The 14642-nt window shown below is 45.7% G+C and carries 16 protein-coding genes; 6 read left to right on the top strand and 10 right to left on the bottom strand.

From position 1 onward, the window contains the following. Window positions 1-121 precede the first annotated feature (121 nt). The 10 genes from rbfA to E5983_RS05725 form a co-directional block, all read right to left on the bottom strand. Complete coding sequence (rbfA, locus tag E5983_RS05770) at window positions 122-478, bottom strand: 30S ribosome-binding factor RbfA (RefSeq protein ID WP_160332940.1); 357 nt, start codon at window positions 476-478, stop codon at window positions 122-124. Between the two features lie 13 nt (window positions 479-491). Further along, the gene (infB, locus tag E5983_RS05765; protein ID WP_160332939.1) at window positions 492-3182 is read right to left on the bottom strand and encodes a translation initiation factor IF-2; all 2691 of its coding nucleotides are present in this window, start codon (window positions 3180-3182) and stop codon (window positions 492-494) included. Window positions 3183-3198: 16 nt separating this feature from the next. Continuing rightward, window positions 3199-3501, bottom strand: a complete 303-nt coding sequence (locus E5983_RS05760) for a YlxQ-related RNA-binding protein (protein ID WP_160332938.1) — start codon at window positions 3499-3501, stop codon at window positions 3199-3201. Next, window positions 3494-3790: an RNase P modulator RnpM gene (gene rnpM, locus E5983_RS05755; protein ID WP_160332937.1), complete on the bottom strand. Its 297-nt coding sequence runs from the start codon at window positions 3788-3790 to the stop codon at window positions 3494-3496. The genes E5983_RS05760 and rnpM overlap by 8 nt, the downstream gene beginning before the upstream one ends. Window positions 3791-3792: 2 nt before the next feature. After that, window positions 3793-5016, bottom strand: coding sequence for a transcription termination factor NusA (gene nusA / locus E5983_RS05750; RefSeq protein ID WP_160332936.1), 1224 nt, complete (start codon window positions 5014-5016; stop codon window positions 3793-3795). 95 nt (window positions 5017-5111) lie between these two features. Further along, a complete protein-coding gene (rimP, locus tag E5983_RS05745; RefSeq protein ID WP_160332942.1) occupies window positions 5112-5582 on the bottom strand; it encodes a ribosome maturation factor RimP in 471 nt (156 codons plus the stop codon). A 117-nt stretch (window positions 5583-5699) separates the two neighbouring features. After that, the gene (trmB, locus tag E5983_RS05740; protein ID WP_160332935.1) at window positions 5700-6341 is read right to left on the bottom strand and encodes a tRNA (guanosine(46)-N7)-methyltransferase TrmB; all 642 of its coding nucleotides are present in this window, start codon (window positions 6339-6341) and stop codon (window positions 5700-5702) included. Further along, window positions 6338-7132, bottom strand: a complete 795-nt coding sequence (gene ccrZ, locus E5983_RS05735) for a cell cycle regulator CcrZ (protein ID WP_160332934.1) — start codon at window positions 7130-7132, stop codon at window positions 6338-6340. Before ccrZ ends, trmB begins: the two co-directional genes overlap by 4 nt. A gap of 40 nt (window positions 7133-7172) precedes the next feature. Continuing rightward, complete coding sequence (locus E5983_RS05730; protein ID WP_160332933.1) at window positions 7173-8225, bottom strand: ABC transporter permease; 1053 nt, start codon at window positions 8223-8225, stop codon at window positions 7173-7175. A gap of 1 nt (window position 8226) precedes the next feature. After that, a complete protein-coding gene (locus E5983_RS05725) occupies window positions 8227-8952 on the bottom strand; it encodes an ABC transporter ATP-binding protein (RefSeq protein WP_160332932.1) in 726 nt (241 codons plus the stop codon). Between the two features lie 216 nt (window positions 8953-9168). On the opposite strand from E5983_RS05725, the gene E5983_RS05720 reads away from it, so the two are divergent. The 6 genes from E5983_RS05720 (at window position 9169) to E5983_RS10260 (ending at window position 14608) form a co-directional block, all read left to right on the top strand. After that, window positions 9169-9588 (top strand): HIT family protein, encoded by a 420-nt coding sequence (locus E5983_RS05720; RefSeq protein WP_160332931.1) that lies wholly within the window; start codon window positions 9169-9171, stop codon window positions 9586-9588. Then, window positions 9589-9921: a hypothetical protein gene (locus tag E5983_RS05715; RefSeq protein WP_160332930.1), complete on the top strand. Its 333-nt coding sequence runs from the start codon at window positions 9589-9591 to the stop codon at window positions 9919-9921. 94 nt (window positions 9922-10015) lie between these two features. Beyond that, entirely contained in the window at window positions 10016-10981 is a 966-nt protein-coding gene (locus E5983_RS05710; protein WP_160332929.1) for an aromatic acid exporter family protein, read from the top strand. A 317-nt stretch (window positions 10982-11298) separates the two neighbouring features. Continuing rightward, window positions 11299-11691, top strand: coding sequence for a hypothetical protein (locus E5983_RS05705; protein ID WP_160332928.1), 393 nt, complete (start codon window positions 11299-11301; stop codon window positions 11689-11691). Between the two features lie 209 nt (window positions 11692-11900). Continuing rightward, entirely contained in the window at window positions 11901-13370 is a 1470-nt protein-coding gene (locus E5983_RS05700; protein ID WP_160332941.1) for a GbpC/Spa domain-containing protein, read from the top strand. Window positions 13371-13915: 545 nt separating this feature from the next. Next, the gene (locus E5983_RS10260; RefSeq protein WP_237397586.1) at window positions 13916-14608 is read left to right on the top strand and encodes a hypothetical protein; all 693 of its coding nucleotides are present in this window, start codon (window positions 13916-13918) and stop codon (window positions 14606-14608) included. Window positions 14609-14642 lie beyond the last annotated feature (34 nt).

Here is a 14642-nt window from a genome sequence, read left to right as displayed (position 1 = left end):
TCTCCATAAGGCAAAAAAGCAACGGCTTTAAAACCGTTGCTTTTTGCGTTAGTCAGAGGGGTTTTTGTCCCAGCCTCTACTACTCATACAAGAAAATCTCTTACCAATCAGGACTTAAAGACTAAAAATCGTCCTTATTCAAATTCCGCAACATCTGATCGATCTTATTACCATATTCAATGGATTCGTCTTTGACAAAGATCAAATCAGGGATTTTGTAGATATGGAGTTGGCGACCCAATTCCCGTTTGATGGTACCGGTCGCTTTCTCAAGGCCGATTTGGGCCTTTTGGTTGTCAGAGGCTAGGTCACTCATAATGCTGTAGTAAACCTTGGCTAGGGAGAGATCACCGGTCATTTGGACATCGGTGATGGTGACGCCTTGGACACGGGGGTCACGGACCTTCTTTTGCAGGATCTCGTTGACCTCGCGTTTGATTTCCATAGCGACCCGGTCAGTACGAATCGAATTTGCCATAGGGACCTCCCTCTTAGTGTTTAATTTCTTCCATGATGTAGGCTTCAATCACATCGTCAACCTTGATGTCATTGTAGTTTTCAACCATCAAACCACCTTCACGGCCGTTGGTAACTTCTTTGACATCATCCTTGTAGTGTTTCAAGCTTGCTAGTCCGCCATCGTAGATAACCACATCTTGGCGAATTACTCGAACCTTGGAGTCGCGGGTAATTTTTCCGCTCAAGACCATGAAACCACCGATGGTACCGACTTTAGATACTTTGAAGGTCTCACGGATAACGGCTTCACCAATTACTTTTTCCTCAAATTCAGGATCCAAGAGTCCCTTCATGGCATCTTCTACTTCTTCAATCACCTTGTAGATGATGCTGTGCTGACGAATTTCTACGCCATCTGCCTCGGCTTGTTGACGGGCTTGTGGGGTAGGGCGAACGTTAAAGCCGATAATAATCGCATTAGAAGCTTCAGCCAGAGTAATATCAGATTCATTAATCGCCCCTACCGCTGAGTGGACGATGGTTACTTTCACACCCTCAACTTCAATTTTTTGAAGGGAGGCTGCAAGGGCCTCAACCGAACCTTGCACGTCAGCCTTGATGATGACATTAACTGACTTCACTTCTCCCGCTTTAAGAGTATCAAAGAGGTTTTCAAGGCTAACACGGGTTGTGTTTTGGCGTTGTTGGTGAAGGGCACGTTTAGCACGTTCTTCCCCGGCTGCACGGGCAGCTTTTTCATCTTCATAGACCGCGAAATGGTCACCCGCCATTGGAGTTTCATTCAAACCGGTAATGGAGACTGGAGTTGATGGGCTAGCCACCTTAACCCGACGACCGAGGTCGTTGGTCATGGCACGCACCCGTCCAAAAGTATTTCCGACAACGATCGGATCCTGGACGTTTAGGGTTCCTTGTTGGACCAAGAGCGTTGCAACAGCCCCTTTTCCTTTATCCAATTGGGCCTCAATAACGGTACCGATAGCACGAACAGTTGGGTCTGCTTTTAGTTCTTGGATTTCAGCAACCAAGAGGACTGTTTCCAACAATTCGTCAATGTTTTGGTTGAATTTAGCGGAAATTTCGACAAATTCGGAATCACCGCCCCAGGCTGTTGACATAACACCATGCTCGGCCAATTCACCGATTACACGCTCGGGGTTGGCACCTGGCTTATCAATCTTGTTGATGGCTACGATAATTGGAACATCGGCAGCCTTGGAGTGGTTAATGGCCTCAATGGTTTGTGGCATCACGCCGTCATCTGCTGCAACGACCAAAATGGTAATGTCTGTGACCGATGCTCCCCGAGCCCGCATGCTGGTGAAGGCCGCGTGTCCTGGGGTATCCAAGAAGGTAATTTTCTTGCCGTTTTCTTCAATTTGGTAGGCTCCAATGTGCTGGGTAATTCCCCCAGCTTCGCCTGTTGCGACACGGGAATTCCGGAGGGTATCCAAAAGGGTGGTTTTACCGTGGTCAACGTGCCCCATAATGGTTACCACTGGTGGGCGCTCAACCATCTCGTCTTCATTGAGGTAGTCCTCATCCACGAAGAAACGTTCGATGTCGGCATTGTCCACTTGAACTTTTTCCTTGGCATCAATGCCATAATCCACCATGAGGAGTTCAATCGTGTCCGCATCGAGGGATTGGTTCTGAGTCGCCATGATCCCCATCATAAAGAGCTTCTTAACAATCTCTGCTGGTTCGCGTTTAATCCGTTTGGCAATCTCTGCAACGGTCATCCCAGCCGTATATTCAAATTCCTTAGGAAGTTCGTGGAACTTACGTTCCGTAACCGGTTTTGGTGCCTGGTTCTTACCACGTTGGTTCTTCCCTTTGTTTTGTTTTTGCTTCCAGTTACTATTTCTTTGATTTCTCACTTGATTTTGATTATTTCGATTTCTATTTGCTTGCTTGCGTGGACCATCTTCGTGTTCATTGTCACGACGTTTATCCGGTCTCGCTTGTTTTTTACGACGGTTATCTGGTGCCGGAGCAGCAGCTACAGGGGCTGTAAAAGCAGCGGGTTCCGGTTTTGAAGCCGGACTTGGCTGCACTGGAGTCTCCTGTTTCGCTTCTTTGCGGCGTTTAGCTTGCTCTTCCTGGGCTTGGCGCTGAGCCTGGGCTTCCTTGAAGCGGCTTTCACTATTGCGGGCGTATTCCGCATTTTGTTCCGCTTTCAGGGCTGCAGCACGCGCTTTAAAATCCAGACGGGGACCAGCCTGTTGGCTATTCCGATCTTGACGGCGATCCTTGTGACGATTTTGGTCGCGGTTGCCACGGTTGCGCTTTTGATCCCGGCCCTGCCCTTGACCTTGTTGGTCACGATGGTTTTGTTTTTGCCCACGGCCTCCCTGACCTTGTTTACGGTCCTGCTTGCCACGACCTTGTTTGCGACGCTCGGCCTCAGCCTTAGCCTTTGCCTCCCGTTCTGCCTTAAAATTACGATTTTGCGGCCGGCTGCCTTGGGTTGCAGCACTTGGCTTGGCTGCTGGCTCAGAGGCTGGGGCTGGCTTTTCGGCTGGCTTAGGCGCTGCGGGTTTAGCCGGCTTGAAGCTGGCCTTAATCCGCTTGGCCACATCTTCCTCGACCGAGGAAGCATGGCTTTTGACCTCAATCCCTAGATCTTTGGCCCGCTTTACAATTTCCTTACTTTCCTTGCCGATTTCTTTGGCAATTTCGTACAAACGTTTTTTAGACATTTCCATGCCTCCATTTCTAGCTCATAATCGACCTCATTTTTTTAGCAAATCCAGAGTCGACCACAGATAGCACCTTGCGTTGGCGTCCGATGGCCAGACTCAAGTCATGGGTTGTAAATTGATCGACTACCATCTTCTGGTAGTAGCGACTTTTATCTTCAATGGTCTTCTTGAGATTAGGCCCTGCATCTTGCGCCAAAAACACCAATTGTGCTTGGTTGCTTTGAATGCTTTTTATAACCAAATCTTCACCAGAAACAAGTTTCCCTGCTCGCTGGGCCAGACCCAAAAGGTTTAACAACTGTTCTTCCTTATTCAAGTCCTAACTCTCTTCGTTTCAATTTGCGATCCACAAAAGCGATCAATTCATCGTAAAATTCTTCGGGAATTTCCTGACGAAAACTGCGATCAAAGACCTTCCGTTGTTTGGCCAAGGCTGCTTCTTCACAATCTAACTTGATATAAGCCCCTCGACCGTTGGCCTTACCGGTTGGGTCAATGCTAACCTGACCGTCTTTAGTCCGGACAATCCGTAACAAGTCGCGTTTGTCAATCACTTCACCAGAAACAAGGGACTTCCGTAAAGGAATTTTTCTTGTTTTGGTCATGCTTATTCCTGTTCTTCCTCGAGATTTTCGACTGGGGCTGCCTCATCCAGTAGCTCCTCTACTTCTGGCAGCACTTCCTCAACTGCTGATGGGACAACTTCCTCCTCAAGCGCCACTTCCGCTGCTAGCGCTTGCGCAGCTTCCATTGCCTCGAACTCAGAAGCTGATTTGATATCAATCCGGAAACCGGTTAGGTGGGCTGCCAGGCGAACATTTTGACCCCGACGGCCAATGGCTAAGGACAATTTATCATCTGGAACCACAACCAAGGCCCGTTTGCTATCTTTTTCATCGAAGTTAACCTGATCCACTTCGGCAGGCGCAATGGCATTGTAGATAAACTCTGCTGGATCGCTGACCCACTCGATAACATCGATGTTTTCCTCGGTTGGAATCCACTTCTCAAGTTTAGCATCGTAACGAGCTGGATGGAACTTACTAGTAATCTTCTTGATGTTACTTCCACCGCGGCCGACAATGGTACCAATCGCATCCACATCTGGATTGTGGCTGCGCACCGCCACCTTGGTCCGGTCGCCCGCTTCCCGGGAGACCGCCATGATTTCGACAGTACCATCGTAAACTTCAGGGATTTCCTGCTCCATCAAACGTTTGATCATCTGTGGGTGGCTTCGGCTAACAAAAACATTAACACCCCGGGGATCATCTTCAACCTTTTCAACGTAGACCTCAATCCGGTCGTGGGACGCAAAAACCTCACCTGGAATCTGATCCTTGCGCGACATCTGGGCTTCGATGCTTCCCAAGTTGATATAGATAAAGCGGGCATCAAAACGCTCTACCGTACCACTCATCAACTCATTTTCATGCTCTTTGTAAGTGTTATAGGTGATTAAACGCGTCTGCTTGCGCATTTTTTCCATGATCGTCTGCTTGGCAGACTGGGCAGCGACACGGCCAAATTCGGTCGGAGACTCTTCAAACTTGATTTTATCACCCAACTCATAGGCTGCATTGATCGCCAAGGCATCTTTCAAGCTGATCTCTAAGCGGCTATCAAATACTTCATCCACGACCTCACGCACTGTGTAAACGTGGAAATCTGCTTTTTTCTCATCAAACTCAATGAGGGCACTGTCAGCTTGGCCGTAACGACGGCGGTAGGCTGCACGTAGGGACTCAATGACTGCATCAACGATGTCGTCTTTTTTGATGCCCTTATCTTCTTCAAGGATGCGGAAAGCTTCCGCCATTTCTTTACTCATGCTTTACTTGCTTTTGGTTACCCAAAAGCTCCTTTCTGTTTCATAGTTGTTTCGCTTACTTTAACAAAGCTGGAAAAGAGAAACGAACGGACGCTCTAAAATTTCACAGCCAAGCGAGCCTTAGACACTAGCTTGTAAGGAATTTCCACTTGTTTGGTCCTGGTTTTATCCATATACTCTAGCTGCAAGGTTTCCCCATCAAAGGCTAACAAGTCACCTTCAATCTGCTTTTTCTTATCAATCGCTTGATAAAGACTGACATGGATGTAGGAACCAACCGCAGCCTGCATGGCCTCGGATGTTTTCAAGGGTCGCTCTAGACCAGGACTGGATACTTCCAAAAAATAATTTTCCGGGAAGGGATCTGGCTGAATGGTATCCAAGAGTGGACTAATCAAGTCTGTCAAATCAGCTGTATCCTCAACGGTAATCCCACCGGGCTTATCCACAAATACACTCAAGACCATATCGCCACCTAGTTTGGCATACTCCAGATCTACCAACTCATAGGGTTCAGGAATCTGACCTTCCAGGACCTGAGACACCTGCTCAATAATTGTTGCGATAAGAGCACCTCCTTTTTTACTATAAACAAGAGGCGAAGATTTCTCTTCGCCCCTCCTTTTTCTTCATTCTTTTCTAATTATACCATAGAATTCCCTAAAAACAAGCTTCAGACCCACTTATTCTGGAAAATGTGCTTCTAAACGGTAAATTACTTGGCCCTTGCTGGAGAATTTCTCCTCATACTCTGTCCGCACGTTGCCCTCAATCTCACTAGCGTGTAGGTCTAACCAGACCCCATCCAAGATCATGCCGTATTGGGACAGGGAGACCAGGGAATATTCAAACAAGCCGCGATTGTCGGTTTTGAAATGGATCTCTCCCTGACTAGGTAAAATCGCCTGGTAGGTTTCCAAAAACGACTTATAGGTCAAGCGCCGTTTTTCGTGGCGCTTCTTAGGCCAGGGATCCGAAAAGTTCAGGTAGAGACGGTCGATTTCCCCGGCTTCAAAATAGTTGGTTAGGGCGTCCCCATCAACCCAGAGCAACCGGATATTGGGGACATCAGTTGCCAAGACCTTGTCCAAGGCATAACTCAAAACCGATTTTTGGATGTCAATCCCGATAAAGTTGATATCCGGATGGTTTTTCGCCATGCCGGAAATGAATTGGCCTTTTCCAGATCCGACTTCAATATAAATCGGATTCTTGTTGCCAAAAATCTCCTGCCAGTGTCCCTTGGCACTTTCTGGATCCAGCACCACATATTCTGGATGTGCTTCTAATAACTCGGTTGCCCCTTTTCGATTGCGAACTCTCATAATCCCCTTCCAAAGCGTGTCCGGAAATTTCTAAGCGCATAGATTTCCCGGTTCACATTATCCATGTCCTCATTGGCATAGTATTTACCAATTTGGTTTAAATAAGAATACTGGGCATACCAGTACAATTTGTTCAATACCTTCTGATTGTAGCGGTAGCCATAGTAGACCAACCATTCCTGCCAGCGGGATTCAGGAATGTAGTGGCTCAAGATATGCGCCACATCAAACATCCGATCCGTTAGGCGGACAGAATCCCAGTCCACTAGGTAAATCAAACCACTCTCTGTTTCAATCCAATTACTGTGGCGAACATCACCGTGCACAATGGTCGCATGGTCTTCCCGAAAACCAGGCGCCGATTGCCGCAAGTCATCAAAGACCTCTTGCAAAAACTGGTTCCGCCGCAAATTGGCATGAACGGACTCCCGCCAAGAATAAAGCAAGTCAATCGGTGTTTCCAACTGTTGCCCCAAACTGGTCAATTGGACCATCAAATGCCGGGAGCGGTGCAGACGGGTCAAGATGTTAATAATCTGCTTTTTCCCCATTTCTCCAGGAGTCAGAATTTTCCCGTTTAGCCACTGTTGACCCGTCATCACTTGACCATCGGGCATCCGGCGACTCCACAACAGCTGCGGCGCAATCTGTTCCTTAGCCAGTCCAGCCAGAATCGGGCTGGTATTCATTTTTACAAAAATCTCACGTCCATCTGGATACGTGCCCTTATAGGCATTACCACTTTTACCCGCCAAGGGGCTCAAGGCTAGCTCTTGATCAGTCCCTTCCATTCATGACCTCCTTGAAAAAATCTTCTTCATTCTACTAATTTTAGACAGCTTCGTCAACCAATCTCTTTAATTTATAAGGAATATAAAGCTTGATCAGCAAGAGCATGAAGAGAAGCATGCTCCCTGCTTCCAAAAAGGCTCCTCGTCCCAAGAGGACCAGGAGAGCCACACCGAGACTGACCAGCCCCAATTGATTAAGCAGCCTTCGCAATCCACTACTTTTGGCTTGACTCCCTTTCGGGAAAAGCCCTGTCATCACTTGACCATCTTGACTACGCAACAGTGCCAGTAATTGGAAATACAAGAGATAGTAAGCCACAAAGGCCAAGCCCGTAGCCAGCCAGACTTGCGGAACCAAACCCAGAGCTAGCAGCGCCAACAATTGCAGGCGCAACCACAGGCCATAATAAGGTCCTTTTCGTAAAAAAGAACGCAAAAACAAACTATACCAAGGATTGGAATTCCCCCGCTCCAAAAGTGGCAACACTGGATTCCAGGCAGACCGCATCCGCACTCGCTCCTCAATCCCCTTGACTTGCGTAAAGAGGGAGAAAAAGCGTAGAATGCCTTGCGTCCGCTCCTGCTCCTGGCTAATCCAAAACGTCCAATCCAAGCCCGCATCCTGCCGCAAACTACGGTAGCGGTAGGAAAAAGCGGCAAACTGAAGGCTCGCTAGCCCAAGCAGATAAATCAGTATGGGAAGCCAGCCCGCAAAAGTCACCCACCAAAGAGGCAGCAACAGTCCAAAGGCCAGCAGAGCACGAACCAACTGCAAAACAGCTGTCTTCCGAAAAACGCCCCGCAAAAACACCTTGACCTGAGCCTCCTGAACCAAAAGGAAAAACTCATCCCCCCTACGCAAGTAGGTAGCCATCCGGCCGGGCACAAAACACACAGCCGATACCACCGGCAACAGCCCCAGCAAGAACAGCCGATAGGCGGCCGGATCCAGTAACAAGGCCCGATACTGGGTCAGAATTAAACCCAGCAAGATAAACAAAAAGAGGACAAAATGGTCATTGAGAACATAACGCAGGTAGCTCACCAATTCCCTCCGGAAAGCTGCTTGCCTTCGCTGAAATACATCACGCATGCTAATCCTCCTGAGTGACACGCAGGTAGATGTCATGCAGACTTTGGTCCGGCATTTGGAATTGTTCCTGGATTGCTGCCAAACTGCCCTCTGCTAGAACCTGCCCTTGATGGAGTAAGATGTAGCGATCACATACCCTTTCGGCTGTATCCAAAACATGGGTAGACATTAAAATGCCCTTCCTTTTTTTCCGTTCCTCCAAAAGAAACTGGAGTAAATCCTCAATCGCCAAAGGATCCAAGCCCAAAAAAGGCTCGTCAACAATATACAAATCAGGATCAACTAGGATGGCGCAGAGAATCATAACCTTCTGCTTCATCCCTTTAGAAAATTCTGCCGGAAGCCAATCCAACTTCTGGTCCAGGCGGAAACGCTTGAGGTAAGGAGCCAGGCGCTCCAGGCTCTGATCCAGATCCTTCTCATAGGCCATGGCGACAATTTCAAAATGTTCCCGCAAGGTCAGCTCCTCATAGAGCATGGGTGTTTCGGGAATGTAACCGATCTTCTTCCGATAAGCGACCGGATCGGTCTGTAGTTCCTGACCATCCAGGCGAATTATCCCCGCATAAGGCTGGAGAAAACCAATAATCTCCTTAATGGTAGTCGATTTCCCTGCCCCATTCAGGCCAATCAAGCCCACAATTTCATGATGTTGGACGGAAAAACTGATTTCTTTCAGCACAGGTAGATTAAAATAGCCACCTGTAACCTGACTCACTTCTAACATAAATCCTCCATTTTTGCTATACTAAGAGAAGACGAATATGGACTGTTCGCTATCATTAACTAGAAGAACCTGTCCTGTTCTTCGCAGAGCAACTACTGCGTCAAGGTCATTTTGCTAACTAAAGTAAGCGAGGCTAGACTTTGGTCTCAGCCTCTTCAATAGCCACGTTCCAATCAAATCCATTATATCAAATGGACGGAATGAAAGGAGAAAAATATGGATTGTCTTTTTTGTAAAATTGTTGCGGGAGAAATCCCAGCTAGTAAAGTCTATGAAGATGAGCAGATTCTAGCCTTCCTCGATATTTCCCAGGCAACACCTGGACACACCCTGGTCATTCCCAAGGAACACTACCGAAATATCTTTGACCTAGATCCTCAAGTAGCCCAAGCCCTATTTGGACAGGTACCCGGTTTGGCCCGTCGTCTCAAACAGGCACTTGGTGCTGAGGGAATCAATGTGATCAACAATAGTGAAGAGGTTGCCGGCCAAACCGTCTTCCACACCCACATCCACCTGCTCCCTCGCTTTGGCCAAGAAGATGGCTTAGACATCCGTTTCCAAACCCAGGAACCAGACTTTGAACACTTGGCCCAATTGGCGCAAAAAATCAGAGAAACCACGGAGGAAGTCTAAATGGGTCTCATCTCAACCATCCTCTTTTTGAGTGCTGCTAAGTCTTCCTATGAGTTAGTGTCAAACCGCAAGGCAATCATTCGCAATGCCAAAGAGGCAGCTAGCGAAAGCAAACGCTTCAATCAGCTACAGGCTCAACTGAAAGACCAGCTCCAGACCCTGCAAACAGAAGCGCAAAAAATCACCCCTCTCGCTCAAGACCTCAACTATAAGGCTCAGGCCTTTGGCAAGGAAGCCCAGGCCCGCACCGAGCAAATCCAAGCCCAGATGGAGCAAGCACAGGCCCATGTGGAGGAGCTCCAAGCCAAAATAAAAGCTGCCAACAAACCGTAATACTCCAACAAGACAGCTACCTAAGAGGTTGGGACAAACGTCCAACCTCTCTTTTTTGAGCATTTGCTTTTAAAATAGAAATAGAAAGGTCCCCATGTCCCTGTTCCAACACAGCTTAAAATTAACCCTCGCCACCTGTTCGGCAGCTTTTCTAGCAGGTTTTTTAGGGGCTGACTATGCCATCACAGCTGGGATTATTGCTATTTTAAGTGTCTCTGATACCAGACGGACAACCTTGAAATTAGCCTACCAGCGCCTGCTATCGGCCCTCTTAGCCCTGGCACTGGGCAGTCTGATTTTCTGGCTGTTCGGTTTTCACCTTTGGTCGCTGGCTCCCTTCTTGCTGCTCTATACACCTCTAGCCTATCACTTTCATTTAGAAATTGGGATTACCCCTAGTACCGTCTTGGTCACCCATCTACTTTTGGAACAAAGCATCGCTCCGACTCTCATCGCCAATGAGCTGTTAATTTTTCTAATCGGAACCCTCAATGCCCTCTTGGTCATTCTCTATATGCCCGACCGACAAAAAGAATTAGAGACCTACCATACCCAAGTTGAGACCCTGTTAAAGGAAATCCTCAACCGCTTTGTCTTTTTCCTCCAGCAGGGAGATGGTCGCAACAATGCGCGCACAGTAGCCCTCCTAGACCAGGAACTGCGGCAGGCCCTCGAGGTAGCCTATCTGGATTACTCCAACCATCTGATCCACAAGGACAGCTACCATGTTGACTACTTCGAAATGCGGCAGGCCCAAAACTACATCCTCAAAAACATGGCACACACCATCAACAACTGCCACTTATCCATCGAAGAAAGCCATATTCTAGCGGAACTTTTTCAACATGTGGCCGACCAACTCAGCCAGTTCAATCCTGCCCAGGCTATCATGGCTGAAATCCAAACCTACCTCGAACAGTTTCGGGAACGCCCCTTACCCCAAAGTCGGGAAGAATTTGAAACCCGAGCCCTCCTCCTCCAGCTCCTCAAGGACCTTCAAACCTTTGTCCAACTAAAAGTCGACTTTGCCAACCACTATCCAGAATTAGTCAATGAATAACCAAACTGTTTGTCTATTCTGAGAACAAGCTTATAATAAATTAGAAAAAGAAAAATTTAAGGAGAATACATGAAAAAGACCCTACTTGTTAGTAGCCTCTTACTAGCTCCAGCTCTCATTAGACTTCCTGCGGAACTAATGTATTAGATCGCATAACCACACTGAAACATTTTGTAACTCAGTCTTTTTCAAGTGATGACTCCGATAAATCTCAGGTTCTGTCACTGTTTTGCAGGAAGTCTATTTATACTCAGGAAGTTCAGGCACAAGAATTTCAACAGGATTCTAACATTCCCCTCATCGATCATGCGGCAGCCTTGAAAGAAGCTCAGAATCAGGGAATCCTTATCGTTCAAGACCAAACTCAAACCCTATCCACAATCAAAGCTGTTGATCAAGCTTACATCCAACAAACTCAAGAATTACAAGCCGCCACAAATCAGTATGTACTTGAAAAAGAAAAGTATGCTTCTGATTTGACCAACTATGAAGCTGCCCTAAAAGAAATTGAAAAGTATCAACAGGCTGAAGAAAATCGTCAAAAAGAACAAGAAGCAGCTCAGAATCAATACCAACAAGAATTAGCTGCTTACGAAAAAGAACAAGCTCAATACCAGCAAGAGCTTGACACTTACCAAAAACAAGAACAGGCAAACAGCCAATCAAAAGCCAACTACCAAAAAGAGCTAGAGCAATTTGAAAAAACCTAACTGATTACCAAAACAAAGAGCAACTTTACCAAAAGGAGAAAGCTGAGCAAGAACAAGCTCAAAAGAGCTTTCAGGAAAAACAAGCTCAATATGAAAAAGAACTCAGCCTCTATCAAGAAGCTGAAAAAGCCTATCAAGCAGCTCTTGTCAAAGCTCAAGAAGATAGTCAAAAAGAAGGATTCCTCAGTCAAGCCTACGCCCAATACCTCATTGCAAAATCTGAACCCAATGCGACTGTTCGCTTTGAAGGGGTTGATGCCTTTATCGGATCCCCTCACGATTTTGGCCCAAGTCTTGACGGAATCTCTGGAACAATAGCCAAACTTCCACTAACCACTGAAGCCACTCTTTTTAAAGGAGTAGGTTCAGGTACACCTGCAGGTAGCGGTGATGGCTATGGGGTCATTCTCGAAAAGAATAAACCAATTCGGGTGCTCTATAGCAACCTCGCCAATACATCGTATAATGGCAAAAAAATCACCCGCCTCGATTATACCTACGAATTGCTCTCTACTTTTGCGGAAGATGGAAAGGCTACTGCCTTTATCTATACCGATCCAACCAAAACGATTTATGTGGGAACCCACGGAAATAATAAAGGTCAAGTAGACTTTGCCATCCGTCAAACCATGACCTACTATTTCGAAGATGGCTCACCTGTCATCTTTGACAAGGATAAGACAGCCCTCTTGTCCTTTGCCTCTCGAAATAATAGTTTTGAATTCGGGGAACAAGAATTTGTCCAACTGGAATCCAATCTGACCTTTATCCCTATTACAGGCTCTTCCGTCAGTGGAGAAAACAGCTATGTAGCTGCCAGAGGAAGTAATAACTCGAAAGCAGACGGATCAAAATTCGACCATTCTGAATGGGATCAAGACGGCCATGAAAATGAATATTATGGAGCAGGAGTTGCCCTTGTGACAGGGGGAGAGATTTCTTTCACTTTTGGTATTCGCTACAATCCTCAGGATATTCAAAAAGCCAGCAAGCCCAGCGCTCTCAGAGATCGCTCCCGCCAATGGTTTACCGTCAATGCTGACATCAAGGCTAGCGGTCTCATCAACACAGAAAAACCAGGAAACCCACCTGTAGCCCCAGACAAACCAAGTATCCTCAGCAAAAACCTAGAGACTCCAAGTAAACCTGTTAAACCAACAGAACCTACTTACTCCGTCTCTAACAAACCAACAGCTCCTAAAAAACCTCAATTAAAGGAAACACCTCCCCTTCCACCACTAACTGTCAAAGCAGTGAAACCGACACCTCCTAAAGCACCCGTCATCTTCTTACGTCAGATCCTTTACAAAAATCCGACAACATCTATTACAATCAATAGACCAACAAGGCCTACAATACCTACCAAACCAAGCAATCAAATAATACCAAAACCAGTTAATCCTGTAGCAAAAACAAGACCTTCTAAGACCAATACAGTTCCTAGCAGAACCTACCCAACTCCTGCTAGACAATACAGTCTAGGACAGAAAATTTCATATACTCCAATTTACTCTCCATCAACACAAATCTATTATCCATCCTATACCCCTTCCTGGACACCAGCAAGACCGACTAGCCCAAGTCCCTCATCACCCACTTCACCCAAAATAACCCATCTGGGAATACTGGTAAATCTAAGAAACCAGACAAACCTAAAGATCCTAAAAATCCAGTATTAGATTATAACGGAAAAGCCATTGATCCAAATGATCATTTTGGAATCAATACGAACATCAGTAAAGAATCAGGTGATCAACAGAAACTCTTTGCTTTTATCAAAGAAGTTGGACAGAAAGCAAGAGAACAAAATAAACATCTCAAGCACAACAAAAAATTATATAACGATGCCGTCAACAAAGATATTTCAACCGCTCTGGCACATAGAGACTACAGTACTGATAAATTACAAAAACTTCTAACAAAATTTGGATCCGCACCAAAAGGACAAGTAGCTATAGATGGAATGTCCGTGCTTAGTAAAAACCATACAGATCCGAATGCCAGAATAGATTTATCTCATAGCATGGCAACACTAGCTTCTACTTATAATCATGGTCCAATACGTTCTGCGATAAAATCTATTGGAAGCATTGGATCCTATCCTATCATAGTTTTTCCTCCGAACATGCCCTTTTTAGGACTCCTTAATTATAAATTCATAAACTATAATATCAATAAATCTACACTTCAATTGAATTCCTTTGTCGGGGACATCTATACGACTATGAATATAGATGATGTAAATGCGGACATAGACTCTATGATTCTCGCTCGTCATCCAAAATTTAAAAATCTTCCTATGGATCAGCGTATTATAAAATATTATAGTACTCCCAATCTTGATAGTAAGAGAAAAAAGTTATTTTGGTCGCTCTATTCTGATAATAAAGAAGAGGCTCAACAAAAGGCTATCAATGAGATTCTAATCAGTTTACTGACAGTTGGTGGAATTGGACTCATAATGTATTCAAAAGGTACTGGTAAATTTAGCTTAGCAAAAGGAAATATAGAACTGCTGGATAAAGAAATATTTGATGGAAAACTAAGAAAAAGATTAGAAATGAGTCATGGTTCTTATTTCAATCCTTTTTCATCCACAAATAAGAATAGTAGCAAAGGTTTCCCAAAAATCACTCTGCCTAAGATTAAACTACCTAAAATTAGTTTACCTGCAGTCACTCTGCCCAAGATTAAACTGCCTAAAATTAACTTGTCTAAATGGAATCCGCCTAAAATCAACTTGCCTAAATGGAATCCGCCTAAAATCAACTTGCCTAAATGGAATCCACCTAAAATCAACTTGCCTAAATGGAATCCACCTAAAATCAACTTGCCTAAATGGAATCCACCTAAAATCAACTTGCCTAAATGGAAGGGTGTGTCAAGAATTTTGTGTAAACTCCAAAGCAGAGTTTGAATGTGTGTATTAATCGGACAAGGAATTGTAAGGA

Origin of the sequence: Streptococcus danieliae (assembly GCF_009767945.1) — a bacterium.
GTDB classification, from domain to species: domain Bacteria; phylum Bacillota; class Bacilli; order Lactobacillales; family Streptococcaceae; genus Streptococcus; species Streptococcus danieliae.
This window is presented reverse-complemented; position numbering and strand designations above follow the sequence as displayed.

Bases quoted from the DNA above. Each gene is read 5' to 3' on its own strand.
- E5983_RS10260 (WP_237397586.1), top strand. From the start codon at position 13,916: ATGAATATAGATGATGTAAATGCGGACATAGACTCTATGATTCTCGCT.
- E5983_RS05730 (WP_160332933.1), bottom strand. From the start codon at position 8,225: ATGCGTGATGTATTTCAGCGAAGGCAAGCAGCTTTCCGGAGGGAATTG.
- E5983_RS05725 (WP_160332932.1), bottom strand. From the start codon at position 8,952: ATGTTAGAAGTGAGTCAGGTTACAGGTGGCTATTTTAATCTACCTGTG.
- ccrZ (WP_160332934.1), bottom strand. From the start codon at position 7,132: ATGGAAGGGACTGATCAAGAGCTAGCCTTGAGCCCCTTGGCGGGTAAA.
- E5983_RS05710 (WP_160332929.1), top strand. From the start codon at position 10,016: ATGTCCCTGTTCCAACACAGCTTAAAATTAACCCTCGCCACCTGTTCG.
- infB (WP_160332939.1), bottom strand. From the start codon at position 3,182: ATGTCTAAAAAACGTTTGTACGAAATTGCCAAAGAAATCGGCAAGGAA.
- E5983_RS05715 (WP_160332930.1), top strand. From the start codon at position 9,589: ATGGGTCTCATCTCAACCATCCTCTTTTTGAGTGCTGCTAAGTCTTCC.
- rbfA (WP_160332940.1), bottom strand. From the start codon at position 478: ATGGCAAATTCGATTCGTACTGACCGGGTCGCTATGGAAATCAAACGC.
- E5983_RS05720 (WP_160332931.1), top strand. From the start codon at position 9,169: ATGGATTGTCTTTTTTGTAAAATTGTTGCGGGAGAAATCCCAGCTAGT.
- trmB (WP_160332935.1), bottom strand. From the start codon at position 6,341: ATGAGAGTTCGCAATCGAAAAGGGGCAACCGAGTTATTAGAAGCACAT.
- nusA (WP_160332936.1), bottom strand. From the start codon at position 5,016: ATGAGTAAAGAAATGGCGGAAGCTTTCCGCATCCTTGAAGAAGATAAG.
- rnpM (WP_160332937.1), bottom strand. From the start codon at position 3,790: ATGACCAAAACAAGAAAAATTCCTTTACGGAAGTCCCTTGTTTCTGGT.